A 22976-nucleotide genomic window follows, 5' to 3' on the forward strand; every position below is an offset into this window, starting at 1 on the left:
GGGATCATCATCCTTCGTCGAGCAGCACGGTGACGTCGTGGGCCAGCTGGGCCTGCGAGACGTCATAGTCCCAGAACACCGGCGCCTGGTCGTCGGCGTCGACGGCCATCACCTGCGTGCCGTGGGTGACGTCGTACCCACCGCTGGGCAGCTTCTTGCCCTTGTCGATGCCGATGGCCATGCTCCGCCCGACCTCGACGATGTCGGGCAGCGCGCCCGTGAGACCGATGATCGAGGGGTCGAACGCGTCGACGTAGTGCTTCACCGTGGTCTCGTCGTCACGGGCCGGGTCGGTGGTGACGAAGACGACGTCGAGGTCGTCCTTCTGCGCGTCGTCGAGGCGCGCGAGCGTCCCCGCGAGCGTGGCCATGACCTGGCCGCAGATGTCGGGGCAGTGGGTGTAGCCGAAGAACACCAGCGTCAGCGGCTTGTCGGTGTCGTCGGTGAGGCTGAACGAGTCGCCGGCGGTGTCGACCAGAGGTGTGGACGACACCTCGAAGGGCGGGTCGAGGCGGGTGCCGGTCAGCTCGGTGCCCTGCGCCGCCCCGGCCCCGCCGCACGCGGCGAGGAGCGGGAGCAGCGCGGCGAGCACGAGGGCCCGGGGCCTAGCCACGACGTACGCCTCCGGCGAGGTCCTCGGTCAGCGCACGCAGCGCCGCCAGGCCGGCGGCCTCGTCGTCGGGGTGGTCGAGCAGGGTGCGGACGAACGCCGAGCCGACGATCACGCCGTCCGCGAAGCCCGCGACCTCGGCGGCCTGGTCGCCGTTGCTGACGCCGATGCCGACCGCGACCGGCACGTCGCCGTTCGCGCGCACCCGACCGACCAGCGGACAGGCGAGGTCGGAGGTGGCCTCACGCGCACCGGTGACGCCCATGACGGCGGCGGCGTAGACGAAGCCGCGGCTGGCGGCCGCCGTCATCGCGACGCGCTCGTCGGTCGAGCTCGGAGCGACGAGGAACACCTTGTCGAGGTCGTGGGCGTCGGCGGCGGCCACCCACTCGCCGCCGTGGTCGGGCGTGATGTCGGGCGTGATCAGGCCGGCGCCTCCGGCGGAGGCGAGGTCGGCGGCGAACCGGTCCACGCCGTAGCGCTCGACCGGGTTCCAGTAGGTCATCACGAGGGTGGGCACACCGGTGGCGGCCACAGCCTCCACCACCGTGAGGACGTCGCGGGTGCGCACACCCCCCTCGAGCGCCTGCTGAGCGGCGGCCTGGATGGTCGGGCCGTCCATGACCGGGTCGCTGTAGGGCAGGCCGATCTCGATGACGTCGCAGCCGGCGTCGACCAACGTGCGCAGCGCGGTGATCGAGCCCTCCACGCTGGGGAAGCCGGCCGGGAGGTACCCGACGAGGGCCGAGCGGCCCTCCGCGCGAGCGGTCGCGAAGGCGGTGCTGGTGGAGGGCATCAGGCCTCCTCCCCCGGCGCCGTGGCGACGACGGGCTCCGCCTCGCCCTCGGCGTCGCCGAGGCCGAACCACTCGATGGCGGTGCCCATGTCCTTGTCGCCGCGACCGCTGAGGTTGATGATCACCGTCGCGTCGGGGCCCTTCTCCTCACCGAGGCGGCGGGCCACGTCGAGCGCGCCGGCCACCGCGTGGGCGGTCTCGATCGCCGGGATGATGCCCTCGGTGCGGCTGAGCAGCGCCATCGCCTCCATCGCCTGCGCGTCGGTGACGGGCGTGTAGGTCGCGCGCCCGGACGCCGCGAGCCACGAGTGCTGCGGCCCGACGCCGGGGTAGTCGAGCCCCGCGGAGATCGAGTGCGACTCGACGGTCTGGCCGTCCTCGTCCTGCAGCACGTAGGTGCGCGCGCCGTGCAGCACGCCGGCCTCGCCGGCGTGGATGGTGGCGGCGTGCCGGCCGGTCTCGACGCCGTCGCCCCCGGGCTCGAAGCCGTGGATCTCCACGCCCTCGTCCTCGAGGAACGCGGTGAACAGGCCGATCGCGTTGGACCCGCCGCCCACGCACGCGGCGACCGCGTCCGGCAGGACGCCGTACTGCTCGAGGCACTGCGCGCGCGCCTCGTCGCCGATGCCGCGGCAGAAGTCGCGCACCATGCTGGGGAACGGGTGCGGCCCGGCGGCGGTGCCGAAGAGGTACGCGGTGTGGTCGACGCTGGCGACCCAGTCGCGCAGCGCCTCGTTGATGGCGTCCTTGAGGGTCGCGCTGCCGGACTCGACCGGCACCACCTTGGCGCCGAGCAGCTGCATGCGGGCGACGTTGAGCGCCTGCCGGCGGGTGTCGACGGCGCCCATGTAGACGGTGCAGTCGAGGTCGAACCACGCCGCTGCGGTCGCACTGGCCACGCCGTGCTGGCCGGCGCCGGTCTCGGCGATGACGCGGGTCTTGCCCATCCGCTTGGTCAGCAGCGCCTGGCCCATCACGTTGCGGATCTTGTGGGCTCCGGTGTGGTTGAGGTCCTCGCGCTTGAGCAGCACGCGGGCGCCGACCTTCGCCGACAGCCGCTCGGCGTGGTAGAGCCGGCTCGGGGTGCCGGCGTAGTCGCGCAGCACCCGCTCGAACTCGGAGACGAACGCCTCGTCGGCCATGGCGTCCTGCCAGGCCACGGTCAGCTCGTCGAGCGCCGCGACGAGGGCCTCGGGCATGAAGCGCCCGCCCCAGGTCTGGCCGAAGTAGCCGCGCTCGTCGGCCTCGTAGCGGATCGGGCTGGTGGGGCTCGTGGGCAGGCTCATGGTGCCGTCACTCCTGTCATGGCTCGTACGGCGGCCTCGGGGTCGCCGTCCTTGACCAGCGCCTCGCCGACCAGCACCACGCCGGCCCCCTCCGAGACGAAGCGCTGCACGTCGCCGACGCCGGTGATGCCGCTCTCGGCGACCTTCACGACGTCGGCATGGATCTGCGGGGCCAGGCGCCCGAACACGTCGGGGTCGACCTCCAGGGTCTTGAGGTTGCGGCTGTTGACGCCGACCAGCTCGGCGTCGAGGGCCAGCGCACGCTCGACCTCGGCTTCGTCGTGCACCTCGACCAGCACGGTGAGGCCGAGCTCGCCGGCCTCGTCGTGCAGGCGTCGCAGGGTGTCGTCGTCGAGGGCGGCGACGATCAGCAGCGCCAGGTCGGCGCCGGCCGCGCGGGCCTCGACGAGCTGGTAGGTCTCGACGATGAAGTCCTTGCGCAGCAGCGGCACCTCGACGGCGGCGCGCACGGCGCGCAGGTCGTCGAGGCTCCCACCGAACCGGCGCTCCTCGGTGAGGACCGAGATCGCCGCGGCGCCGCCGCGGGCGTAGGCGCGGGCGAGGTCGGCCGGGTCGGGGATGTCGGCGAGGTCGCCCTTGCTGGGGCTGCGTCGCTTGACCTCGGCGATGACGCTCGAGCCGCGCGCCCGGAAGTGCGGCATCGGGTCGCGCGGGGCGGGCGCGTCGGCGAGGTGGGCGAGCAGCTCCTCCAGCGGGAGCGCGGCCTCGCGGCGGGCGAGGTCCTCGCGCACTCCGGCGACGATCGAGTCGAGGACGGAACCGGTCGCAGGCATGCCCTCAGCCTCTCACCCGGTGCCAGTCGTCCCGGCACCGGTGCCAGCGGCCGGACGCTCCGTCCGCCGGGTGGCGGATCAGTGGTCGGAGGTGTTGAAGCCGAGCCTGGAGAGCACCAGGAACAGCGGGAAGGCCACCACCGCGACGATGATGCCGATCCAGAGCAGCGTCATCTGGGTCGGGACCTGCAGCAGCGCGATGCTGCCGATGACGAAGCCGAGCATCGCGACCCCGACAGCCGTCCAAGCAGCGGGGGTGTTGCCGTGGCCACCAGCCATGGTGAAGCTCCTTCGTCGAACCTGCAGGGTGCGCGGGAAGTCTAGGCGGTCGGGTCGCGGCCCTCGTCGAGGGCCTTCCAGATGTCGATGTTCTCGCGGGGCACCTCGCCGGACCCCGCCTCGCCGGCACCCGCCCCGGCGCCCGCTGCGGCACCCCCTGCGGAACCCCCTGCGGCGCTCGCACCGGCTGGTGAGTCGTAGCGCGCGCCCATCTCGGGCCACGAGCCGACGAACCGCGCGGCCGCAGCGGTCGCGAGCACCGACACGACCGCGCCCACCAGCGCGGCGGCGTACCACCCGGTCAGCGAGACCGCGGCGGTGTCGCGGCCGGAGGCGTCCATGAGGGCCCCCGACAGCTTGTCCGGCACGCTGCGCGCGCCCTCGGCGGTGACGACGACGGTGCCGAGCGCGGCGACCAGGCCCAGCACGGCCACGGCGCGCCGGAACCGTCCGCGCGTCACCAGGAGCACGCCCCAGCACGCGAGGACGACGAGCGCGAGCGCCCCCGCGAGCGGTGAGTCGCGCACCCCGTCGAGCGAGAGCATCGCGTTCATCTCCTCGCCCTGGGCGGTGTCGATCCGCCCGGAGCTGCCCGACGCCCACGGCTTGTTGGCCGCGGTGGCGGCCGTCCCCGCCGCGACCAGGCCGAGGAGGACGACGGGCCCGAAGGTGCTGCGCGGGCGGCGCGGCGCCGGCGTCTCCTGCTCAGCCATCGAACCGGTGCACCAGGTCGGCGTCGAAGCAGGTGCGGTCACCCGTGTGGCAGGCGGCCCCGGTCTGCTCGACGACGAACAGCAGGGTGTCGCCGTCGCAGTCAAGGCGGACCTCCCTGACGTGCTGCACGTGACCGGAGGTGTCGCCCTTGACCCAGTACTCGCGGCGCGAGCGCGACCAGTACGTCGCCCGGCCGGTGTCGAGTGTGCGCGCGAGCGCCTCGTCGTCGACCCAGGCCAGCATCAGCACCTCGCCGGAGCCGTGCTGCTGCACGACCACCGGCACCAGGCCCTCGGCCGTCGGGCGCAGGCGCTCGGAGAGGGCGGGGTCGAGACGCGGGGCGGGAGCAGGGGTGTTCACGGGTCCATCGTCTCAGCCTCGCGGGCGGCCCACGTCCGCGCGCACGCCTCGGTGACCGGTCCCGGGGCCGGGAGGTCGCGCTCGTCCCAGCGGGAGACCGCCTGCACGTCGCGGGTCGTGGAGACGAGGAACACCTCGCTCGCGCGCTCGCGCAACTCGGCCAGCGGCTCGTCCACCTCGCGGGCGCCGCACCACTCCACGACCAGCTCGCGGGTGATGCCGGCGAGGCAGCCCGAGGCCAGGCTCGGCGTGCGCAGCTCGCCGTCGACGACGTAGAAGACGTTGGAGCCGGTGCCCTCGCACAGGTGGCCCGCGGTGTTGGCGAACAGCGCCTCGCTGCCGCCGCGCTCGTGGGCGTGGGCCAGCGCGATGACGTTCTCGGCGTACGACGTCGTCTTGAGGCCCGCGGTCGCGCCGTGCTCGTTGCGGGTCCATGGCACGGTCACCACGGTCGTGGCGGCGGGCGCGTGCTCGATCGCGCTGTAGGCGACGACCAGGGTGGGCGGGCCTCCGCCCCGGCCGCTGCCCATCGGGTGCGGTCCGGCCGTCCACGTGAGGCGCAGGCGTCCGATCGGGTCGGCCTCCGCCCCGTCGGCCAGCACGGCCTGCACGCCGCGGCGCACGTGGTCGAGGTCGGGAGCGGGCAGGCCCAGCCCGGCCGCGCTGCGCTCGAGCCGCGCGAGGTGCCGGGTCAGCGCGAAGGGCGTGCCAGACATCGTCTTGACCGCCTCGAAGACGCCGTCGCCCACGGTGAAGCCGTGGTCGGTGACCGCGAGGGCACCCGCGGTCGGGTCGGGCAGGAGGTCACCGTTGAGCCACGCGCGCATGGCCTCACTCTAGGGACTCCAGGGCCGCTCCCCCGGCGTCCTCGCGGTCCGCCGCGCGTCCGCCGGCGGGCTCCGGGGCGCCCCGGAACACGCCAGGGGGGACCCGATTTTGGCCCCTCGTGACCCATGGGCTACTGTTCCACTCGTTCCAAGGGGCGGTCAGCCGCCCAGGGGAACAGGCGGACATAGCTCAGTTGGTAGAGCGCAACCTTGCCAAGGTTGAGGTCGCGAGTTCGAGTCTCGTTGTCCGCTCTGAGGGGTCTCCCATCACACGTGGGCCTCCACGGTGGGTTGGCCGAGAGGCGAGGCAACGGACTGCAAATCCGTCTACACGGGTTCAAATCCCGTACCCACCTCGCTGGACAACTCAACACGGGCGATTGGCGCAGCGGTAGCGCGCTTCCTTGACACGGAAGAGGTCACTGGTTCAAACCCAGTATCGCCCACCAGCACCGAAGGGCCCCGGACATCGTCCGGGGCCCTTCGTCCGGTTCTGGGTGCGCTCGCTCCCCCGGCCACCGACGACGATCGCAGGACGTCATGGCGAGTGGGGGTTCGGGTGGCGGCTCGCCGGGCACGCGACTCACGTCAGGCGGCGTCCGGGCGCGTTTCCCCAACCTTGATCGCTCGGTGCCACGCCCCGTTCTCCCTCCCGTCCTTGCCTGACGTCGCGGTGTCCTCGAGCCTGAGCATGCCTGCGAGCTGACAGCGGCAGACCCGGACGCCCCCGGCAGCCTTCACGTCGAGTGCGGTGCTGATGACGTGCCAGGTGCGTCACGGATACCGCACTCCCGGCGGCGCCCTCATCGCGGCAGATCCGGACGTTCGGTGAGCGAGGATGCCTGGCGTGGCTAACCCTGCCGACGCGTCTAGCGCGCTGACTGCAGACGAGGCGCTCGTCCTCTTGGACTTTCCGCACTGGTGGGAAGACGACGATCACGGGAACGCTCCTCAGCATGCGGCCGAGCAGGTCGCCCTCTGGAACCTGCCAGGATTGTTGGAGCGTGAAATACGGCAGCCCTTCGACCCGGGCTACGCCGATCTAGTGGCAGAGGCGCGGTTCCGGCTGACCCCGAGTGACTGACGTCCCGCTCATCGGAAGACCCGCACGCTCATCGCCGCAGATGAGTGCGTTCCTGACACACTCACACCATGAGTGCCGGGGTCGTTGCGGAAGTCAAGCAAGTCCTCTACGACTGGTGGGACGGAGCCGAACCCGCGGCAGGACAAGGCCACTTCGGGGTCACGGCCCAGGTCTTCATCGGCTCGGCAGACAGCGAATTGGCCGACTCGTTCGACTGCATCCTATGTTCTCCAAGCATGTTTGCCGAACGATTCAGCGTTGCTGGATGGGGCTCTGCACTCGCCGATGAGGTGCTACCGGGTGGTGAGGTCCTGCCCGTTCATGGAGTGTGGCTCATGAAAGCGTGGTCACGCGTGGCGTTCGAGGCGGCCGTCGAACGCTTAGTCACCGCCGCGAGCCCGGGTCCGAACTGGCAGACTGTTGCTGACCGCATCGGCCGTCACCTGCCCTGGGAGTACGACTACAAGCACGACGATCAAATGAACACCCGAGCTGGGTTGCCCCAACTCACTCACTCCTTCTGGCACGACGAGTACCGGGCATAGTTGCCCGCTCATCGGCAGATCCGGGCGACCTGATCGCGGCAGATCCGAACGCTTGTCGGGGTTCAGATCGAGATCGGCGTCCAGGTCGCCGACTTGTCCCACTCGGGCAGATTGAATGCCCATCCGGTGACGAGCCCATGGGCGATTCGCATGTCGGCGACGGTCGTCCCGAAGTGGCGGTCCGGGCGGCCGTCACGGTGCTCGACGACGTAGGTCCCGTCGTCATTTCGTGAAGACTGCGCGTACGTCTGGCCGGATTGATCGACTAGCGACTCCACGATGAGGAACGTGCCGTGCCCAGCCTCGATGTCCTCGAACATCATGAACAGGGCGTCTTCAGACGGATCGTCGACAGTGTCGCCCGACTCGGCTGTGGCTCGAAGTGTTGCTTCCCGGCTCATGCGCGAATGCTGCCACGACACCCTCAGGCACTCGCGCTCATCGGCATGAGCGGACGTCTGCGCAGCAGGTGCAGCTAGGCGAACGAGGGGCGAGAACCCTTACTTCCCGCGCGGCACGACGACGCGGGCGCGAGCCGTCGCCGCCTGGACGACGTCGGTGCCGGCGTAGCGGACGACGACCGGGCGGGCGCCCGGCTTCAGGCCGCGGAAGACCAGGCGGGCGGTGCCGTCGACGACCTGGCCCTCGAGGGTCTGTCCCCCGACGCTGATGGTGATGGCGCCGGCCGGCTTGCGGGCGCCGATCGCCTTGACCCGGACCTCGACGCTCACCCGCTTCTTCGTGGCGTCGGTGCGGACCTTGAGCGTGGGCGTGGTCGACACGGCGCTCACCGCGACGGTCTCGACCGAGGGACGGAAGTTGCGGTGCTCCAGGGTGACCTGCACGGCCAGGGCGTGGCCGAGGTCGCCCTTGCGGACCGTGTAGGTCGGGTGGTTGGCCCGGGCGATCCGCTTGCCGTCACGCGTCCACTGGTAGCTCGCGGTCGCGCCGGTGGGGCGCGTCGTGCCGGGGGTCACGGTGAGGCGTCCCCCGACCTCGGCCTTGCCCGAGACCTGCGACGGGGAGCGCAGGGCCACCTGCTTGGCCTGCACCGGCGCGGTCGCGGCGGCGTTCGAGCGCGACTTGAGGTAGCCCTTCGAGCTGGCGGTCACGCGTGCGCTGATCGCGGCGCCGACGTGGTCGCGGGTCAGCGTGAGGGTGGGTCCGGTGGCGCCGTCGAGCGGCTTGCCGTCGGCGTACCACTGCGTCTGGGTCTTCGCCGGCTGCGGCGTCCACGACGACGCGGTCAGGCTCAACGTCGAGCCGACCTCGGGCGTCCCCTGGATGCTCGGCACCTCGGCCGGCGTGAACGTCCCCGGCGCGACGGGGGCGGTGGCCAGGCTCGCCTCGCCGGGCGCGTAGCCGTCGACCTGGGCGGTCACCTCGGCCGTGAGCGTCTTGCCCTTGACGTCGGCGGTCGGTATGTAGCCCGGCCCCGTGGCGCCCGGGATGGCCGCACCGTCGGCGAGCCAGCGGTACGTCACGGCCGTCGGGGCGGGCGTCCAGCCGCCGACGGCGACCTCGAGCGGTGCACCGACCATGGGCGAGCCGATGATCGTGGGCGGGGTCGTGGGCTTGACCACGCGGTCGTTGAAGTGGATGAACCCGCTCGGCCAGCCCCCACCGGTCTTGGTCACCCGACGCCAGTAGAAGTCGCCGCCCCAGTAGTCCTCGGAGACGACGATCTCGGTGTCGGAGATGACCTGCTCGACGTAGGCCACGTGGCCGGCGCCCCCGGCCGGCGTGACGTTCGGCTTGTACCAGGCGACCGCGCCGACGGCCGGCACCTGGTCGGTGATCGAGGCCATCGCGACGCCCCAGTTGGACGCGTTCCCGTCACCGCTCCAGGGGCGGGTGCTCGGCATGCCGTTCCTGATCAGCCGGTAGGCCACGTAGTTCGTGCAGTTGTGGCCCGAGTACATCCGCCAGTACATCGAGCCGGAGGCCTGCCGGTAGCCGGAGTCGCTGTAGCCCGCGGCGGCGCAGCCCTGGTAGCCGGTGCAGAGGTACGTCGAGGAGGCCAGGCTCACCGTCGTGCCGGTGCTCGGCACGACCGCGACCACGAGGGCGAGCACGCCGGTGGCCAGCAGCGTCGAGCGCAGCGCTCGGCGGACGACGACACCCGCCGCCGCGCGGACGCCGGCGCGGCGGTGGGGCGGGTGGGATTCGTGTGGCCTTTGGTGCACGAGTGGAGACCCTATGAGGGTCTCGTCAAGCGCGCCACGCCGTTGGATGAATAACAATCATGTAATTCAGCGGTACCCTCGGGCGCCGGCGTGTCGGGATCGTCACGCCTGGCCACCAATCCTGCCGAACGGCTCCGCAGCGCCGTCCGGGGACGGACACTGGGGCGGTCAGCACCACCGTGTCGGTTCCGGGCACGAGGACCACACGACGACAGCTCGGGAGTCGCCCCATCATGCACCAGCCCCACGCAGCGGACGGGGCGTCCGCGCGCTCCCGCGCCGCGTGTCGCATCGCCGTGGGCGCCGCGGTGCTCGTGGCCCTCCTCGCCTGCGTCGGGGCGCCGGCGCTCGACGCGGGGGCGCGCTGGGACGCGGAGTCGTACGCCGGGTGGCCGGCCCTCGGCCTCTCCGCGCTGCTGTTCGGCATGGCCGGGGAGCGCCGACGCCGCTCGATGCTGGTCCTCCAGACCGTCGCGCTCGGCGTGGTGCTGACGCTGACCTACGACCTGGAGTGGTGGGCCGGGACCGCGATCAGCCTGGTCGTCACCGTCCCCGCGCTCCTGAGCCTGCACCTGCTGCGACCGGGGACCGCTGCGTACCGCCGGTTCAACGAGGGCGAGGTCGACGCCTACCACGGCGTCACCGCCGGCGTCGGCCTCCTGTGCGCCTCGCTGAGCGCCGCCGCGGTCGCGCTCACCAGCCCGGACGGGCCGATGGACGTCCTGCTCACCTGGTTCACCGCGTTCCTCGCCGCCACGACGGCCCAGCTCGTCCTGCTCCCCTTCCACCTGCGCCGCGCCGGCGGCTGGACGCTCGGGACGGCTCGGCTGGAGATCTGGGCGCAGCGCACCGTGCTGGCCGTGGGTCTCGCCGTCGTCTTCTCGCCCGAGGCGACCCTGCCGGTGACCTTCCTGCTGTTCCCGATCCTCGGCTGGGTCGCGATCCGTGGGACCGCCACCGAGACCCACCAGCAGGTGCTCGTCGTCGCCGTGGTGGCGTTCGCCGCGACGCTGGGCGGCCACGGGCCGATGTCGCTCGCGAGCCTCACCGGCCACGCCTCGCTCGCGCCGATGCTCCTCTACCTCTTCATCGCCTCCGTCTGCTGCCTGCTCGTGCCCCTGGCCCTCACGGTCGAACGGCTGCGCGCCGTGAGCCGGGCGGCTGTGGCGTCGGCCTCCACCGTCCAGCGGATGCTCGACTCGACCTCGGGGACCGTCTTCATCGCCACCGACCTCGCCGGTGTCGTGACGCACTGCAACAAGGGCGCCGAGACCGCCCTCGGGGTGTCCGCCGACGCACTCCTCGGCCGGCTCACCCACACCCTGCACAGCGAGGCCGAGGTGCGTCGGCAGGCCCGGGCGCTGGGGATCGACGAGTCCACCCGGGAGCACCAGGCGCTCTACAACGCCGCCACCCTCGCGCAGACACGGGCCGGAGTGCGCCGCGACTGGGAGTTCCTGCGCGACGACGGCGGGGTCCGCATCGTCTCCCTCAACATCAGCCGGCTGACCGAGCCGGGCGGCGCACCCATCGGCTTCATCGCCAGCGGCGAGGACGTCACCGAGCGGGCCCGCGCCCAGTCCGCGCTCGAGGTGGCCTACCAGCGTGAGCGCGGGTCGGTCGCGGCGCTGCGCGAGGCCGACGAGATGAAGCGCAAGCTCGTCTCGGTCGTCAGCCACGAGCTCCGCACGCCCATCACCAGCATCGCCGGCTACACCGAGGCCCTCCAGGAGGGGGCGTTCGGCGAGCTCACCTCGAGCCAGGCCGCCGCCGTGCGACGCGTCGAGCGCAACAGCACCCGCCTGCGCCAGCTGGTCGAGGACCTGCTCATGCTCTCCGAGTCCGAGTCCGGGCCGACGCCGCTCGCGCACGAGGAGGTCGACCTCAACGACGTCGTCCGGGCGGCCCACGACATGGTGCAGCTCCAGGCCGACGGCCGTCGGCTCGAGACATGCCTCGCCCTCCACCCCGGCCCGGTCCTGGTACGCGGTGACCGGGGCCTGCTCGAGCGCGCCGTCGTCGGCCTCTGGAGCAACGCGGTCAAGTTCACCCCCGACGGGGGCACCATCACCGTCCGCACCGTCGCTCCCGGGCCCCGACCGGACGCCACGGACGTGCACGACCTGCACGCCCAGGTCGTCGTCGCCGACACCGGCATCGGCATCGCCGACGACGACCAGCCCAAGGTGTTCTCCCGCTTCTACCGCACAGCGGCAGCAGGCGACCTCGCCATCCAGGGATCCGGCCTCGGGCTGAGCGTCGTGGAGACGATCGTGGACCAGCACGCCGGCACCATCGACCTCCGCTCCGCGCCGGGGGACGGCACCGTCGTCACGGTCTCCATCCCGGCCTGACCTGCCCGACGACCGGGCGTCGTCGGCTCAGAACTCGTAGCCGAAGTGCGCGATCGTGCGGGCGAAGCGCTCCGCGACGATCTCCGCGTCGCCCGGGCCGTAGAGCTCGCGGTAGTGCGGTCCGCTGCCCCGCTTGGCGTGCGGCAGGTCCAGCGCGAGCCCGAGGCGCGCGGAGAGGTCCGCGACGGCGGCGGGCAGCTCCTCGTAGCGGTAGACCTCGTCCACGACGACGCGACCACCGAGGCGGTAGAGCCGCTCGTTGAGGGCCAGCCGCTCCATCCGGCGGGGCGTGCGGACGAACTCGGCGAAGGTCTTGGTGAAGGTGGGCTTGCGGGCGCTGTAGCGGTAGGAGGAGGCGACCACGTCGTACGGGTTCCGCTCCACGGCGAAGGTGAAGTAGGCGTCCCACGTGTCGCGGCCGATCACCTCGATCACCCGGCGCGCGCCCATGTGGGCGTACGACGACGGGGTGGTGTCGTCGTTCTGCGGGCCCACTCCCCCGGCGGCCGCGCGCAGCTCCTCGTCCTCGGGGCTGATCCGGGTGACGATGTCGTCGGGCCCGCAGTGGCGCGAGAGCGCGATCTCGAGGCTGGTGCCGGCGGTCTTGCGGGTCTTGACGAAGACGAAGCGGTGCCGGTGGGAGGCGATCACGGGGCCGGCCTCAGTCGTCCTCGTCCGCGGACTCCTCGCCGTGGGTGCCGGGACGCGGCGCCCACGGCAGCTCCTTGGCCGGGCGCACGACCACCAGCCGGTCGCCTCGGGCCAGCAGCGAGACCACCGGGTCGAAGTAGCGGTAGACCTTCTCGTCGCGGATGACCGCGATGACCTGGTCGGGCAGGCGCTGCGGCTGCTTGCCGACCTCGTTGACCAGCAGGTCGCGCTCGGCGACCTCGAGGCCCTCGCCGTAGGTCATCAGGTCCTCCATCACCGAGCCGAGCATCGGCGACATGGACGACAGCCCGAGCAGCCGGCCGACCGCGTCGGAGGAGGTGATCACCGAGTTGGCGCCCGACTGGCGCATCAGCGGCACGTTCTCCTGCTCGCGCACCGACGCCACGATCCACGCGTCGGGGTTGATCTGGCGCACCGTCAGCGTGACCAGCACGTTGGAGTCGTCGCGGTCGGTGGTGATGATGACGTGGGTGGCCTTCTCCACGCCCGCCTGGCGCAGGACGCCGCGCCGGGTCGCGTCGCCCGCGATGCCGACCAGCTGGTCGCGGTTGGCCTCCTCGATGGCGACCAGGCCCGGGTCGACGACCACGATCGAGGACCGGTCGTAGCCGTTGCTCACGAGGGTCTCGATCGCGCTGCGGCCCTTGGTGCCGTAGCCGACGACGACGACGTGCTGGTCCATCTTCTTCCTCCACCGGGAGACCCGGATCATCTCGCGGCCCTGCGAGGCGAGGACCTCCAGGGTGGTGCCGATCAGCAGGACCAGGAAGGCGATGCGTGCCGGCGTGATGACGATCGCGTTGATCAGGCGGGCCTGCGGGTCGGCCGGGGCGATGTCGCCGTAGCCGGTCGTGCTGAGCGTGACGGTCGTGTAGTAGAAGGCGTCGAGGAGCGAGAGGTCACGACCGGGGTGCGCGTTGTCGCGGTAGCCCTCGCGGTCGAAGTAGACCAACAGCACCGTGCCCACGAGGATGGCCAGGGCCATCAGCACGCGACGGCCGAGCTCCCACCACGGCGACCTCTGGCGCTCGGGCAGGGACACCCGGCCCACGCTCGGGTGGTGGCTGGCCTCGTGCACGGTCAGGAGTCTCCCACGCCCATGCGCGCGCGCAGCCGCTGCACCATCTCGCGTCGCGCGCGCTGGGTGTTCTTCTGGGGGAACACGGTGTCGAAGGCCGCGTTGACCGCTGCTCCGACGAGCACGGCGAGGGCCAGGAGGTAGAGCCAGAGCAGCACCGCGATCGGGGCGGCGAGCGGGCCGTAGATGCTGCGGGACTCGGCCGCGGTGACGGTCAGCACCCAGCGCAGGACGTACGAGCCCGCGATCCAGCAGAACAGGGCGAACGCCGCACCGGGCAGGTTGAAGCTCCAGCTCGTCCGGACCGGGACCGACACGTGGTAGAGCGTGGCGAGGAAGCAGATGCAGACCACCAGCACGACGGGCCAGTAGAGCGCGTTGACGAAGTCGAGGCGGGGTGGCACCAGCCGGTCGACCAGGCTCGGGCCCGCCACGACCAGCGGGAGGCTGACCGCACCGGTGACCATCGCCAGGACGTAGAGGACGAAGGACAGGGCGCGGGTGGCGACGATCCCCCGGTGACCGCCGAGGCCGTGCATGATCGTGATGGTGTCGACGAAGACGTTGAGCGCCCGCGACCCCGACCAGAGCGCGAGGACGAAGCCGATCGAGATCACGTCGTAGCGCCCGCCGTCGAGGACGGTGTCGATGGTCGGGCGGATGATGCTGTTGACGGCTCTCTCGGTCAGCCCCTGCCGCGAGATCTCCAGCACCGCGTTGCGGACGTCCTCCACCTGGGTGTCGGTGAACCGCTCGCTGACGAAGCCGACCGCGCCCGCGAGCGCGAAGACCAGCGGCGGGACCGACAGCACCGCGAAGAAGGCCGCCTCCGCGGCCAGGCCGGTCACCCGGTGGCGCAGGCACGCGCCGACCGTGGTGACGACGATGCGCCACAGGTGCTCGCGCCAGCGACGCAGGACCACCTCGGCGCGGCGCGGGGCAGGGATGTCCTCGCGCGCCTCGACCATGGCGTCACGGTATCCACCCGCGGGCCGCCTACGGTGGCCCCATGCCCGAGACGTACGACCGGCCTCCGTCCGGCCCGCGGCCCGACCGCCGCGCCACCAACCAGGCCCCGCCGCTGGTGGGCCACGACGTGGTGGGGTGCGACGCCGCGCTCACCGAGGCCCTCGCCCGCCACGGCTCCCCCGACCTCGTCGGGGAGCTGGCCGGGCTCGGGCGCGAGGCCGGGAGCGCGGAGGCGCGCGAGCACGGCGTGCTGGCCAACCGCCACCACCCCGAGCTCGTGCCCTACGACCGCTGGGGCAACCGGGTCGACGAGGTCGCGTTCCACCCCTCGTGGCACTGGCTGATGGAGCGCGCGGTCTCCCACGGGCTGCAGGCCGCGCCGTGGGAGCAGCAGGAGGCCGGCGACCCGCACGCGCACCTGCGCCGCGCCGGGGGGTTCTACGCCTGGTCGCAGACCGAGCCGGGGCACGGCTGCCCGATCTCGATGACCTACGCCGCCGTCCCCGCACTGCGCGCCGACCCGGCGATCGCGAAGGAGTGGGCGCCGCTGCTCGCGGCGCGCTCCTACGACCCCGGGGTGCGGGTGCCGACCCGGAAGTCGGGGGCGCTGGCCGGCATGGGCATGACCGAGAAGCAGGGCGGCTCCGACGTGCGGGCCAACCAGACCGAGGCCGTGCCGGTCGACGGCGACGGCTGGTACGCCCTGCGGGGGCACAAGTGGTTCACCTCCGCCCCCATGAACGACGTCTTCCTCGTCCTCGCGCAGGCCGCCGGCGGGGTGACCTGCTTCGTGGTGCCGCGCGTGCTGCCCGACGGCACCCGCAACCGCATCGACGTGGTGCGGCTCAAGGACAAGCTCGGCAACCGCTCGAACGCCTCGAGCGAGCTCGAGCTCGACGGCACCCTCGCCCAGCGCCTCGGCGACGAGGGCCGCGGGGTGCGCACCATCATCGAGATGGTCGCCGCCACCCGCCTCGACTGCGTCCTGGGCTCGGCCGCGCTCATGCGCCACGCGCTCGCCGAGGCGTCGTGGCACGTGTCGCACCGCGCGGCCTTCGGCGGCCTGCTGGTCGACAAGCCGCTCATGCAGAACGTCGTCGCCGACCTCGCGGTCGAGTCCGAGGCCGCGACCGCCCTGGCCATGCGCCTGGCCGCCGCGGTCGACCGACCCGAGGACGCGCACGAGGTCGCGCTGCGCCGGATCGCGCTGCCGCTGGCGAAGTTCTGGGTGTGCAAGCGCACCCCCGCCATGGTCGCCGAGGCGCTGGAGTGCCTGGGCGGCAACGGCTACGTCGAGGAGTCCGGGCTGCCGCTGATGTTCCGCGAGTCGCCGCTGAACTCGATCTGGGAGGGCTCGGGCAACGTCAACGCCCTCGACGTCCTGCGCGCGCTGGGGCGCGAGCCCGAGGTGCTGCAGGCGTGGATCACCGAGGTCGGTGCGGCCCGCGGGGCCGACGCCCGGCTCGACCGCGCGGTCGACGACACGCTGTCGCTGCTCGGCGACTCCGGCGGCCTCGAGGTGGGCGCGCGACGCCTCGCCGGCCAGATGGCGGCCTGCCTGCAAGGGTCGCTGCTGGTGCGCTTCGCGCCGGCCGAGGTCGCGGACGCGTTCTGCGGCAGCCGGTTCGGGGCGTCCTACGGCGGCACGTTCGGCATGCTCACCAGCGGCGGGCTGCGGGCGGTCGTCGACCGCGCGACTCCTGTCGTCTGACCCGTCTGCGCGAAACGCCACGCCCGCGGCGGCCGCCGCCTAGGGTGGTCGGGATCTGAGGGGGTCCACCTTGTCCCAGTCGAGCACGCTCTTCACCGTCGGCACCCTGCTGCGCCATGCCCAGGACGCCGCCGCACCGGTGCGGGTGCTGGTGTCGGGCACCTGGCTCGACGGCGTCATCGTCGGCGCCGACGGCCTCGGGGTGATCCTCGACGACGGCAACGGCCACCAGGTGCTGGTGCGACTGGACTCCATCGTCGCGGTGAGCTTCTCGCGCGCCGCGATCGACGGCGAGCCCGAGCCTGCCGAGCAGGACGGCGGTGCCCGTGCGCACTGGGGCGCGGAGCGCCAGCCCATCGAGGCCGGCCCCGTCGGGGGCTGAGGCCCCCCGCCCGTCGCCTCAGCCCAGGGCGGCCGCGACGACCTCGCGCGCCTCGTCCTGCACCTGTGCCAGGTGCTCGGGACCGCGGAACGACTCGGCGTAGATCTTGTAGACGTCCTCGGTGCCGCTCGGTCGGGCGGCGAACCAGGCCGACTTCGTCGTCACCTTGAGCCCGCCGATCTTCGCCCCGTTGCCCGGCGCCTCGGTGAGCGTGCCGGTGATCTCCTCCCCCGCCAGGGTCGTCGCGCGGACGTCGTCGGACGACAGGGCGGCCAGCTTGGCCTTCTCCTCGCGGGAGGCCGGGGCGTCGATGCGGGCGTAGGCGGGGTCGCCGTGCTGGGCGACGAGGTCGGCGTAGTGCTCGCTGGGCGTGCGGCCGGTCGCGCCGAGGATCTCGCTGGCCAGCAGCGCCAGCAGCAGCCCGTCCTTGTCGGTCGTCCACGTCGAGCCGTCGCGGCGCAGGAACGACGCGCCCGCCGACTCCTCGCCGCCGAAGCCGAAGGAGCCGTCGATCAGGCCGGGCACGAACCACTTGAAGCCCACCGGCACCTCCACCAGGGGCTTGCCCAGCGCCTCCGCGACGCGGTCGATCATCGAGCTCGAGACCAGCGTCTTGCCGATCCGCGCGGAGTCCGGCCAGCCCGGCCGGGCGCCGCCGAAGAGGTGCTGGATCGCCACGGCGAGGAAGTGGTTGGGGTTCATCAGGCCGGCGTCGGGCGTGACGATGCCGTGGCGGTCGGCGTCGGCGTCGTTGCCGGTGGCGATGGCGTACTCGTCCTTGCGGCTCACCAGCGAGGCCATCGCGTGGGGCGAGGAGCAGTCCATGCGGATCTTGCCGTCCCAGTCGAGCGTCATGAACCGCCAGGTCGGGTCGACGAGCGGGTTCACCACCGACAGGTCGAGGCGGTGCCGCTCGGCGATCTCGCCCCAGTAGGCCACGCTGGCGCCCCCGAGCGGGTCGGCACCGATCCGCACGCCCGCGTCGCGCACCACGTCGAGGTCCAGGACGCTCGGGAGGTCGTCGACGTAGGTGCCGAGGAAGTCGTAGGTGCCGACGGTGGCGCGGGCCTTCGCGAACGCGACCCGCTTCACGCCGGCGATGTTGCCGCGGATCAGCTCGTTGGCACGCGCCGCGATGACGCTCGTCGCGTCGGAGTCAGCCGGCCCGCCGTGGGGCGGGTTGTACTTGAAGCCGCCGTCGGTCGGCGGGTTGTGGGACGGGGTGACCACGATGCCGTCGGCGAGCCCGCTCCCCGTCGTACGCCCCTGGTTGGCGCGGATGATCGCGTGGCTGACCGCGGGGGTGGGGGTGAAGCCGTCGCGGTCGTCGACCAGGACGGTGACGTCGTTGGCGACCAGCACCTCGAGCGCGGTGGCCCAGGCCGGCTCGGACAGCGCGTGGGTGTCGCGGCCGATGAACAGCGGGCCGTCGTAGCCCTGCTCGCGCCGGTAGTCGCAGATCGCCTGCGTGGTGGCGGCGATGTGGACCTCGTTGAAGGAGGTGGTGAGCGAGGTGCCGCGGTGGCCGCTGGTGCCGAAGGCGACCTGCTGCGACACCTCGTCGGGGTCGGGCTCGTGGTCGAAGTAGGCCGTCACGAGGTGGGAGACGTCCACCAGGTCCTCGGGGCGTGCGGGCTGTCCGGCTCGTGCGTGGGTGGCCATGGCCCCATCCTGTCCGGTTCGACCACCTGCGTCGAGAATCCTCCGGGTGGGTTGTCGATGGCGGACCCGCTCGTCCGTCAGAGTGGTGAGGCCGCACCCGCGGTCCGCGACACGAAGGAGATCACCATGTCCGAGTACGTCGTGCTGATCGTCGGCGACGCCGACCGGTGGTGGACGACCATGACCGAGCAGGAGCGCAAGGACGGGTACGCCGAGTACGGCCGCTTCGCCCAGCAGGTCACCGAGCGCGGCCACCGCATCGTGGGCGGGGCCGAGCTCCAGCCCAGCTCCACGGTCCGCACCGTGCAGCCGGGTGGCGCCGCCGTGACCGACGGCCCCTACGCGGAGTCCACGGAGCAGGTGGGCGGCTACTTCCACATCGAGACCGACGACCTCGACGACCTCCTCGAGTGCTGCCGGATCATCGCCGCGCTCGGTGACGCCGTGCAGGTCGTCCCCACCGTCGTCCCCGACGCGAGGCCGTCGTGAAGTACCTGGTGCTGCTGATCGGCGACGGCGAGCTCAAGCCGTGGTCGGAGCACGACCCCGACGAGCAGGCCGCGGTGATGCAGCGCTTCGAGGCGTTCCACGCCGCGGTCGCCGAGCGCGAGGGCGTGGAGATCCTCGCCGGCGAGGCGCTCGCCGGCCCTGCGCACGCCACCACCGTCCGCACCCGCGGGGGCACGACGACGCTCACCGAGGGTCCCTACGCCGAGGTGATCGAGCAGATGGGCGGCTTCTACCTGGTGGAGACCCCCGACCTCGACGTGCTGCTCGAGCTGCTGCGGCTGCTGCCGCCCTACGACATGCAGCTCTCGCCCGCTGTGGACCCCTACTGATCGTGCACGCCGACGCCGCGCTCGAGCAGGTCGTGCGCGAGGAGTGGGGCCGCCTGGTCGCCCTGCTCCTCGCGCAGTTCCGCCGCCTCGACCTGGTCGAGGACGCGCTGGGCGACGCGGTTGAGGCCGCGCAGCGGCACTGGCCCGTGGACGGGACGCCCGCCAACCCGGCCGGCTGGCTGATGACCGCGGCCCGGCGGCGCGTGCTCGACCGGCTGCGCACGGAGGAGGTCTCGCGCCGCAAGCAGCCGCTGCTGCTCACCGAGGCCGAGCACCGCGAGGAGGGAGCGCGCACCATGGCCGACGGTGGGGCGCTGGTGGAGGACGACGTGCTGCGCCTGGTGCTGATGTGCGCGCACCCGGCGCTCGCCGCGGAGTCCGCGAGCGCGCTGAGCCTGCGGCTCGTGCTGGGCGTGCCGACCGCCGACGTGGCGCGGTTGTTCCTGGTGCCGGAGGCGACGATGGCGGCGCGGATCACCCGCGCCAAGAAGCGCATCGTGGGTGCCGGCATCCCGTTCGCGGTTCCCGACGCCTCGGTGCTGCCCGACCGCCTCGACACCGTCGCGCAGACGGCCTACCTCGCCTTCACCGCCGGCTACTCCCCCGGCACCGGGCCCGACCTGCTGCGCGCCGACCTCGCCGGCCAGGCCGTCCGCCTGGTGCGGGTGGTGCTCGGGCTGCGGCCCGACGAGCCCGCGCTGCTGGCCCTGCTGGCGCTCGAGCTGCTGCAGCACTCGCGGCGCGACGCGCGCGTCCACGATGGCCGGCTGGTGCTGCTGGCCGACCAGGACCGCACCCGGTGGCACCACGACGAGGTGGCCGAGGCGATGCGGCTGCTCGCCCACCCGGCGCTGACCGGGCCCGTCACGCCGCTCGCGGCGTCGTACGCCCTGCAGGCGCGCATCGCCGCCGAGCACGCGACGGCCGCCTCGGCCGACGACACCCGGTGGGACCGCGTCGTCGGGTGGTACGACCTGCTGCTCCAGGTCGCGCCGTCGCCTTCGGCGCGGTTGGCGCGGGCGGTCGCCGTGGCCGAGGACCGCGGCACCGCGGCCGGGCTCGCCGCGCTCGAGGGGCTCGAGATCCCCGACAGCCACCGGCCCGCCGCGGTGCGCGCCGAGCTGCTGCGCCGCGCCGGCGACACGGCCGCGGCGCGGGCGGCGTACGACCAGGCCGTGGCGGCGTGTCGCAACGACGTCGAGCGGGCCTTCTTGGAGCAGCAGCGCGACACCCTGCCGCGCTGAGCTCAGGCCTCCGGGACGGGCTGCTGCTTGGCCAGGACCGTGAGGCCGTCCTCGACGACGAACCCGCGGGCGCGGTCGGCCTCCTGGTCGACGCCGATCTGCACGCCCGGCGGGATGACGACGCCCTTGTCGATGATCGCGTTGCGCACGACGGCGCCCTCGCCGACCCACACGCCGTCCATCAGCACGGAGTCGGAGACCTCGGCGCCGTCCTTGACCCACACCGCCGGCGAGAGCACCGACTGGTTGACGGCGCCGCCGCTGACGACGACACCGGGAGACAGGATGGAGTTGAAGGTCGACACACCGGCACCGCTGGCGCCCTCGACCAGCTTGGCCGGCGGGTGCGGGCCGTAGCTGGTGTAGATCGGCCAGGCGGTGTTGTAGAGGTTGAAGACCGGCAGCGGCGAGACCAGGTCGAGGTGGGCGTCGTAGTAGGAGCGCATGGTCCCGACGTCGCGCCAGTAGCCACGGTCGCGGTCGGTCGCACCGGGGACGTCGTTGTCCTTGTAGTCGTAGACCGCCGACTCCGACTTGTCCACGAACCACGGCACGATGTCGCCGCCCATGTCGTGCTTGGACTGCTCGCGGGCCGCGTCGCGGGTGACCGCGTCGCGCAGGGCGTCGGCGTCGAAGACGTAGTTGCCCATGCTGGCCAGGACCTCCTGCGGGGAGTCCGGCAGGCCGACCGGGTCGGTGGGCTTCTCGAGGAACGCGCGGATCCGCTGCGGGCTCGCGGGGTCGACGTCGATCACGCCGAACTGGTCGGCCAGCCCGATCGGCTGGCGGATCGCGGCCACCGTGCAGCCGGCGCCGGACTCCACGTGGTCGGCGACCATCTGCGCGAAGTCCATCCGGTAGACGTGGTCGGCGCCCACGACCACCACGATGTCGGGCTGCTCGTCGGTGAGCAGGTTGAGCGACTGGAAGATCGCGTCGGCGCTGCCGAGGTACCACCGCTTGCCGACGCGCTGCTGGGCCGGCACCGGGGTGACGTAGTTGCCGAGCAGCTGCGACATGCGCCAGGTGGTGGTGACGTGGCGGTCGAGGCTGTGGGACTTGTACTGCGTCAGCACGACGACCTTGAGGTAGCCGGAGTTGACGACGTTGGACAGCGCGAAGTCGATGAGGCGGTAGATCCCGCCGAACGGCACGGCCGGCTTGGCCCGGTCGGCGGTGAGGGGCATCAGCCGCTTGCCCTCACCTCCGGCGAGGACGATGGCGAGGACCTTCTTGCGACGGGGGGTGGCGGCCATGCGACGAAACTAGCCGTCCCACGGGTGCCCGGTCGACCACCCACGCGCTCGCGTGACGGACTAGGTTCGGCCCATGCGCATCGACGTCCTCAGCAAGGAGTACCCGCCGGAGGTCTACGGAGGCGCCGGCGTGCACGTCGCCGAGCTCGTCCGAGCGCTGCGGGTCGTGCCCGACGTCGACGCCCGGGTGCGCTGCTTCGGCGCGCCGCGCTCCGAGCCCGGCACGACGGCCTACCCCGAGCCCGAGACGCTCGCCCACGCCAACGGCGCGCTCCGCACCCTCGGGGTCGACCTGGCGATGGTCGACGACTGCGCCGGCGCCGACGTCGTGCACTCCCACACCTGGTACGCCAACATGGCCGGCCACCTCGCCTCGCTGATGCACGGCGTGCCCCACGTCGTCAGCGCCCACTCGCTCGAGCCGATGCGTCCGTGGAAGGCCGAGCAGCTCGGCGGCGGCTACCGGCTGTCCAGCTGGGCCGAGCGCACCGCGTACGAGGGGGCCGCCGGCATCATCGCCGTCAGCGCCGCGATGCGCGACGACGTGCTCCGCAGCTATCCCGCCGTCGACCCCGCCCGCGTCCACGTCGTGCACAACGGCATCGACACCACCGAGTGGGCGCCCGCGCCCGACCCCGACCGGGTGCGCGAGCTCGGCGTCGACCCCGACCGCCCGAGCGTGGTCTTCGTCGGTCGCATCACCCGGCAGAAGGGCCTCCCGCTGTTCCTGCGCGCGGCCGCCCAGCTGCCGCCCGACGTGCAGCTGGTGCTCTGCGCGGGCGCGCCCGACACCCCGGAGATCGAGGCGGAGGTGCGCGGGCTCGTCGACGACCTCGCCGCCACCCGCTCGGGCGTCGTCTGGATCGCCGAGATGCTGCCCCGCGCCGACGTCGTCGCGCTGCTGAGCGCCGCCACCGTCTTCGCCTGCCCGTCGATCTACGAGCCCCTCGGCATCGTCAACCTCGAGGCGATGGCCTGCGAGACGGCGGTCGTCGCCACCGCCACCGGCGGCATCCCCGAGGTCGTCGTCGACGGGGAGACCGGCTGGCTGGTCCCGATCGAGCAGGCCACCGACGGCACCGGCACCCCCCTCGACCCGGACCGCTACGTCACCGACCTCGGCGCCGCCCTCGTCGACGCGGTCTCCGACCCCGACCGCGCCCGCGCCTTCGGGCTCGCCGGCCGCCGCCGCGCTGAAGAGTCGTTCAGCTGGGGCGCCATCGCCCAGCGCACGCTCGACATCTACCGCACCCTCTGACCCGCCCGCCGTAGACGCCTCCTGCCTCTGCACGTCTGGGGGGCGGGAGACGACGTATGCCGCCACCAGG

Annotated in this window: 24 protein-coding genes and 3 tRNA genes; 12 read left to right on the top strand and 15 right to left on the bottom strand. The window is 72.7% G+C overall.

The window, feature by feature from the left end:
- Positions 1-7 precede the first annotated feature (7 nt).
- The 8 genes from ACFFJG_RS20190 to ACFFJG_RS20225 form a co-directional block, all read right to left on the bottom strand.
- Positions 8-613, bottom strand: coding sequence for an SCO family protein (locus ACFFJG_RS20190; protein ID WP_378520596.1), 606 nt, complete (start codon positions 611-613; stop codon positions 8-10).
- Positions 606-1406 (bottom strand): tryptophan synthase subunit alpha, encoded by an 801-nt coding sequence (trpA, locus tag ACFFJG_RS20195; RefSeq protein ID WP_378520597.1) that lies wholly within the window; start codon positions 1404-1406, stop codon positions 606-608. The genes ACFFJG_RS20190 and trpA overlap by 8 nt, the downstream gene beginning before the upstream one ends.
- Positions 1406-2692, bottom strand: coding sequence for a tryptophan synthase subunit beta (gene trpB, locus ACFFJG_RS20200; protein ID WP_378520598.1), 1287 nt, complete (start codon positions 2690-2692; stop codon positions 1406-1408). The genes trpA and trpB overlap by 1 nt, the downstream gene beginning before the upstream one ends.
- Positions 2689-3486, bottom strand: coding sequence for an indole-3-glycerol phosphate synthase TrpC (gene trpC, locus ACFFJG_RS20205; protein ID WP_378520599.1), 798 nt, complete (start codon positions 3484-3486; stop codon positions 2689-2691). The genes trpB and trpC overlap by 4 nt, the downstream gene beginning before the upstream one ends.
- Positions 3487-3564: 78 nt before the next feature.
- Entirely contained in the window at positions 3565-3765 is a 201-nt protein-coding gene (locus tag ACFFJG_RS20210) for an HGxxPAAW family protein (protein WP_378520600.1), read from the bottom strand.
- Positions 3766-3806: 41 nt separating this feature from the next.
- Complete coding sequence (locus ACFFJG_RS20215) at positions 3807-4478, bottom strand: Trp biosynthesis-associated membrane protein (RefSeq protein WP_378520601.1); 672 nt, start codon at positions 4476-4478, stop codon at positions 3807-3809.
- Complete coding sequence (hisI, locus tag ACFFJG_RS20220) at positions 4471-4839, bottom strand: phosphoribosyl-AMP cyclohydrolase (protein ID WP_378520602.1); 369 nt, start codon at positions 4837-4839, stop codon at positions 4471-4473. The genes ACFFJG_RS20215 and hisI overlap by 8 nt, the downstream gene beginning before the upstream one ends.
- On the bottom strand, positions 4836-5666 hold the full coding sequence (locus ACFFJG_RS20225; RefSeq protein ID WP_378520603.1) for an aminotransferase class IV: 831 nt from the start codon (positions 5664-5666) through the stop codon (positions 4836-4838). The genes hisI and ACFFJG_RS20225 overlap by 4 nt, the downstream gene beginning before the upstream one ends.
- Before the next feature lie 179 nt (positions 5667-5845).
- On the opposite strand from ACFFJG_RS20225, the gene ACFFJG_RS20230 reads away from it, so the two are divergent.
- From ACFFJG_RS20230 to ACFFJG_RS20250, 5 genes are all read left to right on the top strand, one after another.
- A tRNA-Gly gene (locus tag ACFFJG_RS20230) sits at positions 5846-5918 on the top strand.
- 33 nt (positions 5919-5951) lie between these two features.
- Positions 5952-6022 (top strand) — tRNA-Cys (locus ACFFJG_RS20235).
- Positions 6023-6040: 18 nt separating this feature from the next.
- Positions 6041-6115: transfer RNA gene (locus tag ACFFJG_RS20240), tRNA-Val, on the top strand.
- 398 nt (positions 6116-6513) lie between these two features.
- Positions 6514-6750 carry a hypothetical protein gene (locus tag ACFFJG_RS20245; RefSeq protein ID WP_378520604.1) on the top strand — a complete coding sequence of 79 codons (237 nt, stop codon included), beginning with the start codon at positions 6514-6516 and terminating at the stop codon, positions 6748-6750.
- 68 nt (positions 6751-6818) lie between these two features.
- Entirely contained in the window at positions 6819-7295 is a 477-nt protein-coding gene (locus tag ACFFJG_RS20250; protein ID WP_378520605.1) for an Imm8 family immunity protein, read from the top strand.
- Positions 7296-7357: 62 nt separating this feature from the next.
- Here ACFFJG_RS20250 and ACFFJG_RS20255 read toward each other — a convergent pair whose 3' ends face one another.
- Both ACFFJG_RS20255 and ACFFJG_RS20260 read right to left on the bottom strand, forming a co-directional pair.
- Positions 7358-7696, bottom strand: a complete 339-nt coding sequence (locus ACFFJG_RS20255; RefSeq protein WP_378520606.1) for a hypothetical protein — start codon at positions 7694-7696, stop codon at positions 7358-7360.
- A 99-nt stretch (positions 7697-7795) separates the two neighbouring features.
- A complete protein-coding gene (locus ACFFJG_RS20260) occupies positions 7796-9481 on the bottom strand; it encodes a CHAP domain-containing protein (protein WP_378520607.1) in 1686 nt (561 codons plus the stop codon).
- A gap of 233 nt (positions 9482-9714) precedes the next feature.
- On the opposite strand from ACFFJG_RS20260, the gene ACFFJG_RS20265 reads away from it, so the two are divergent.
- Positions 9715-11835 carry an ATP-binding protein gene (locus ACFFJG_RS20265; protein WP_378520608.1) on the top strand — a complete coding sequence of 707 codons (2121 nt, stop codon included), beginning with the start codon at positions 9715-9717 and terminating at the stop codon, positions 11833-11835.
- A gap of 27 nt (positions 11836-11862) precedes the next feature.
- Here ACFFJG_RS20265 and ACFFJG_RS20270 read toward each other — a convergent pair whose 3' ends face one another.
- From ACFFJG_RS20270 to ACFFJG_RS20280, 3 genes are all read right to left on the bottom strand, one after another.
- On the bottom strand, positions 11863-12486 hold the full coding sequence (locus tag ACFFJG_RS20270) for a hypothetical protein (protein WP_378520609.1): 624 nt from the start codon (positions 12484-12486) through the stop codon (positions 11863-11865).
- 10 nt (positions 12487-12496) lie between these two features.
- The gene (locus ACFFJG_RS20275; protein WP_378520624.1) at positions 12497-13492 is read right to left on the bottom strand and encodes a potassium channel family protein; all 996 of its coding nucleotides are present in this window, start codon (positions 13490-13492) and stop codon (positions 12497-12499) included.
- Positions 13493-13587: 95 nt separating this feature from the next.
- Positions 13588-14553 (bottom strand): YihY/virulence factor BrkB family protein, encoded by a 966-nt coding sequence (locus ACFFJG_RS20280; RefSeq protein WP_378520610.1) that lies wholly within the window; start codon positions 14551-14553, stop codon positions 13588-13590.
- 41 nt (positions 14554-14594) lie between these two features.
- On the opposite strand from ACFFJG_RS20280, the gene ACFFJG_RS20285 reads away from it, so the two are divergent.
- A complete protein-coding gene (locus tag ACFFJG_RS20285; RefSeq protein WP_378520611.1) occupies positions 14595-16265 on the top strand; it encodes an acyl-CoA dehydrogenase family protein in 1671 nt (556 codons plus the stop codon).
- Positions 16266-16335: 70 nt separating this feature from the next.
- Positions 16336-16647: a hypothetical protein gene (locus tag ACFFJG_RS20290; protein ID WP_378520612.1), complete on the top strand. Its 312-nt coding sequence runs from the start codon at positions 16336-16338 to the stop codon at positions 16645-16647.
- A gap of 18 nt (positions 16648-16665) precedes the next feature.
- Here the strand turns inward: ACFFJG_RS20290 and pgm are convergent, their stop codons facing one another.
- Positions 16666-18309 (bottom strand): phosphoglucomutase (alpha-D-glucose-1,6-bisphosphate-dependent), encoded by a 1644-nt coding sequence (gene pgm / locus ACFFJG_RS20295; RefSeq protein ID WP_378520613.1) that lies wholly within the window; start codon positions 18307-18309, stop codon positions 16666-16668.
- Positions 18310-18435: 126 nt separating this feature from the next.
- Between pgm and ACFFJG_RS20300 the strand changes: the two genes are divergently transcribed.
- Genes ACFFJG_RS20300 through ACFFJG_RS20310 form a run of 3 tightly spaced genes read left to right on the top strand, consistent with a single transcriptional unit; the run spans position 18436 to position 20392 of the window.
- A complete protein-coding gene (locus ACFFJG_RS20300; protein WP_378520614.1) occupies positions 18436-18798 on the top strand; it encodes a YciI family protein in 363 nt (120 codons plus the stop codon).
- A complete protein-coding gene (locus ACFFJG_RS20305) occupies positions 18795-19148 on the top strand; it encodes a YciI family protein (RefSeq protein ID WP_378520615.1) in 354 nt (117 codons plus the stop codon). The genes ACFFJG_RS20300 and ACFFJG_RS20305 overlap by 4 nt, the downstream gene beginning before the upstream one ends.
- Before the next feature lie 2 nt (positions 19149-19150).
- Entirely contained in the window at positions 19151-20392 is a 1242-nt protein-coding gene (locus ACFFJG_RS20310; protein WP_378520616.1) for an RNA polymerase sigma factor, read from the top strand.
- Between the two features lie 2 nt (positions 20393-20394).
- On the opposite strand, the gene glgC is transcribed toward ACFFJG_RS20310, so the two are convergent.
- Complete coding sequence (gene glgC / locus ACFFJG_RS20315) at positions 20395-21648, bottom strand: glucose-1-phosphate adenylyltransferase (protein WP_378520617.1); 1254 nt, start codon at positions 21646-21648, stop codon at positions 20395-20397.
- A 73-nt stretch (positions 21649-21721) separates the two neighbouring features.
- On the opposite strand from glgC, the gene glgA reads away from it, so the two are divergent.
- Complete coding sequence (glgA, locus tag ACFFJG_RS20320; protein ID WP_378520618.1) at positions 21722-22906, top strand: glycogen synthase; 1185 nt, start codon at positions 21722-21724, stop codon at positions 22904-22906.
- Positions 22907-22976 lie beyond the last annotated feature (70 nt).

It is taken from the genome of Nocardioides zeicaulis (assembly GCF_042432345.1).
In the GTDB taxonomy this organism is placed as follows: Bacteria; Actinomycetota; Actinomycetes; order Propionibacteriales; family Nocardioidaceae; genus Nocardioides; species Nocardioides zeicaulis.

What these genes read in the sequence shown, in the direction of transcription:
- trpA (WP_378520597.1), bottom strand. Translation starts at nt 1,406, where the DNA reads ATGCCCTCCACCAGCACCGCCTTCGCGACCGCTCGCGCGGAGGGCCGC.
- trpB (WP_378520598.1), bottom strand. Translation starts at nt 2,692, where the DNA reads ATGAGCCTGCCCACGAGCCCCACCAGCCCGATCCGCTACGAGGCCGAC.
- trpC (WP_378520599.1), bottom strand. Translation starts at nt 3,486, where the DNA reads ATGCCTGCGACCGGTTCCGTCCTCGACTCGATCGTCGCCGGAGTGCGC.
- ACFFJG_RS20210 (WP_378520600.1), bottom strand. Translation starts at nt 3,765, where the DNA reads ATGGCTGGTGGCCACGGCAACACCCCCGCTGCTTGGACGGCTGTCGGG.
- ACFFJG_RS20215 (WP_378520601.1), bottom strand. Translation starts at nt 4,478, where the DNA reads ATGGCTGAGCAGGAGACGCCGGCGCCGCGCCGCCCGCGCAGCACCTTC.
- ACFFJG_RS20225 (WP_378520603.1), bottom strand. Translation starts at nt 5,666, where the DNA reads ATGCGCGCGTGGCTCAACGGTGACCTCCTGCCCGACCCGACCGCGGGT.
- ACFFJG_RS20250 (WP_378520605.1), top strand. Translation starts at nt 6,819, where the DNA reads ATGAGTGCCGGGGTCGTTGCGGAAGTCAAGCAAGTCCTCTACGACTGG.
- ACFFJG_RS20255 (WP_378520606.1), bottom strand. Translation starts at nt 7,696, where the DNA reads ATGAGCCGGGAAGCAACACTTCGAGCCACAGCCGAGTCGGGCGACACT.
- ACFFJG_RS20265 (WP_378520608.1), top strand. Translation starts at nt 9,715, where the DNA reads ATGCACCAGCCCCACGCAGCGGACGGGGCGTCCGCGCGCTCCCGCGCC.
- ACFFJG_RS20275 (WP_378520624.1), bottom strand. Translation starts at nt 13,492, where the DNA reads ATGGCCCTGGCCATCCTCGTGGGCACGGTGCTGTTGGTCTACTTCGAC.
- ACFFJG_RS20280 (WP_378520610.1), bottom strand. Translation starts at nt 14,553, where the DNA reads ATGGTCGAGGCGCGCGAGGACATCCCTGCCCCGCGCCGCGCCGAGGTG.
- ACFFJG_RS20285 (WP_378520611.1), top strand. Translation starts at nt 14,595, where the DNA reads ATGCCCGAGACGTACGACCGGCCTCCGTCCGGCCCGCGGCCCGACCGC.
- pgm (WP_378520613.1), bottom strand. Translation starts at nt 18,309, where the DNA reads ATGGCCACCCACGCACGAGCCGGACAGCCCGCACGCCCCGAGGACCTG.
- ACFFJG_RS20300 (WP_378520614.1), top strand. Translation starts at nt 18,436, where the DNA reads ATGTCCGAGTACGTCGTGCTGATCGTCGGCGACGCCGACCGGTGGTGG.
- glgC (WP_378520617.1), bottom strand. Translation starts at nt 21,648, where the DNA reads ATGGCCGCCACCCCCCGTCGCAAGAAGGTCCTCGCCATCGTCCTCGCC.
- glgA (WP_378520618.1), top strand. Translation starts at nt 21,722, where the DNA reads ATGCGCATCGACGTCCTCAGCAAGGAGTACCCGCCGGAGGTCTACGGA.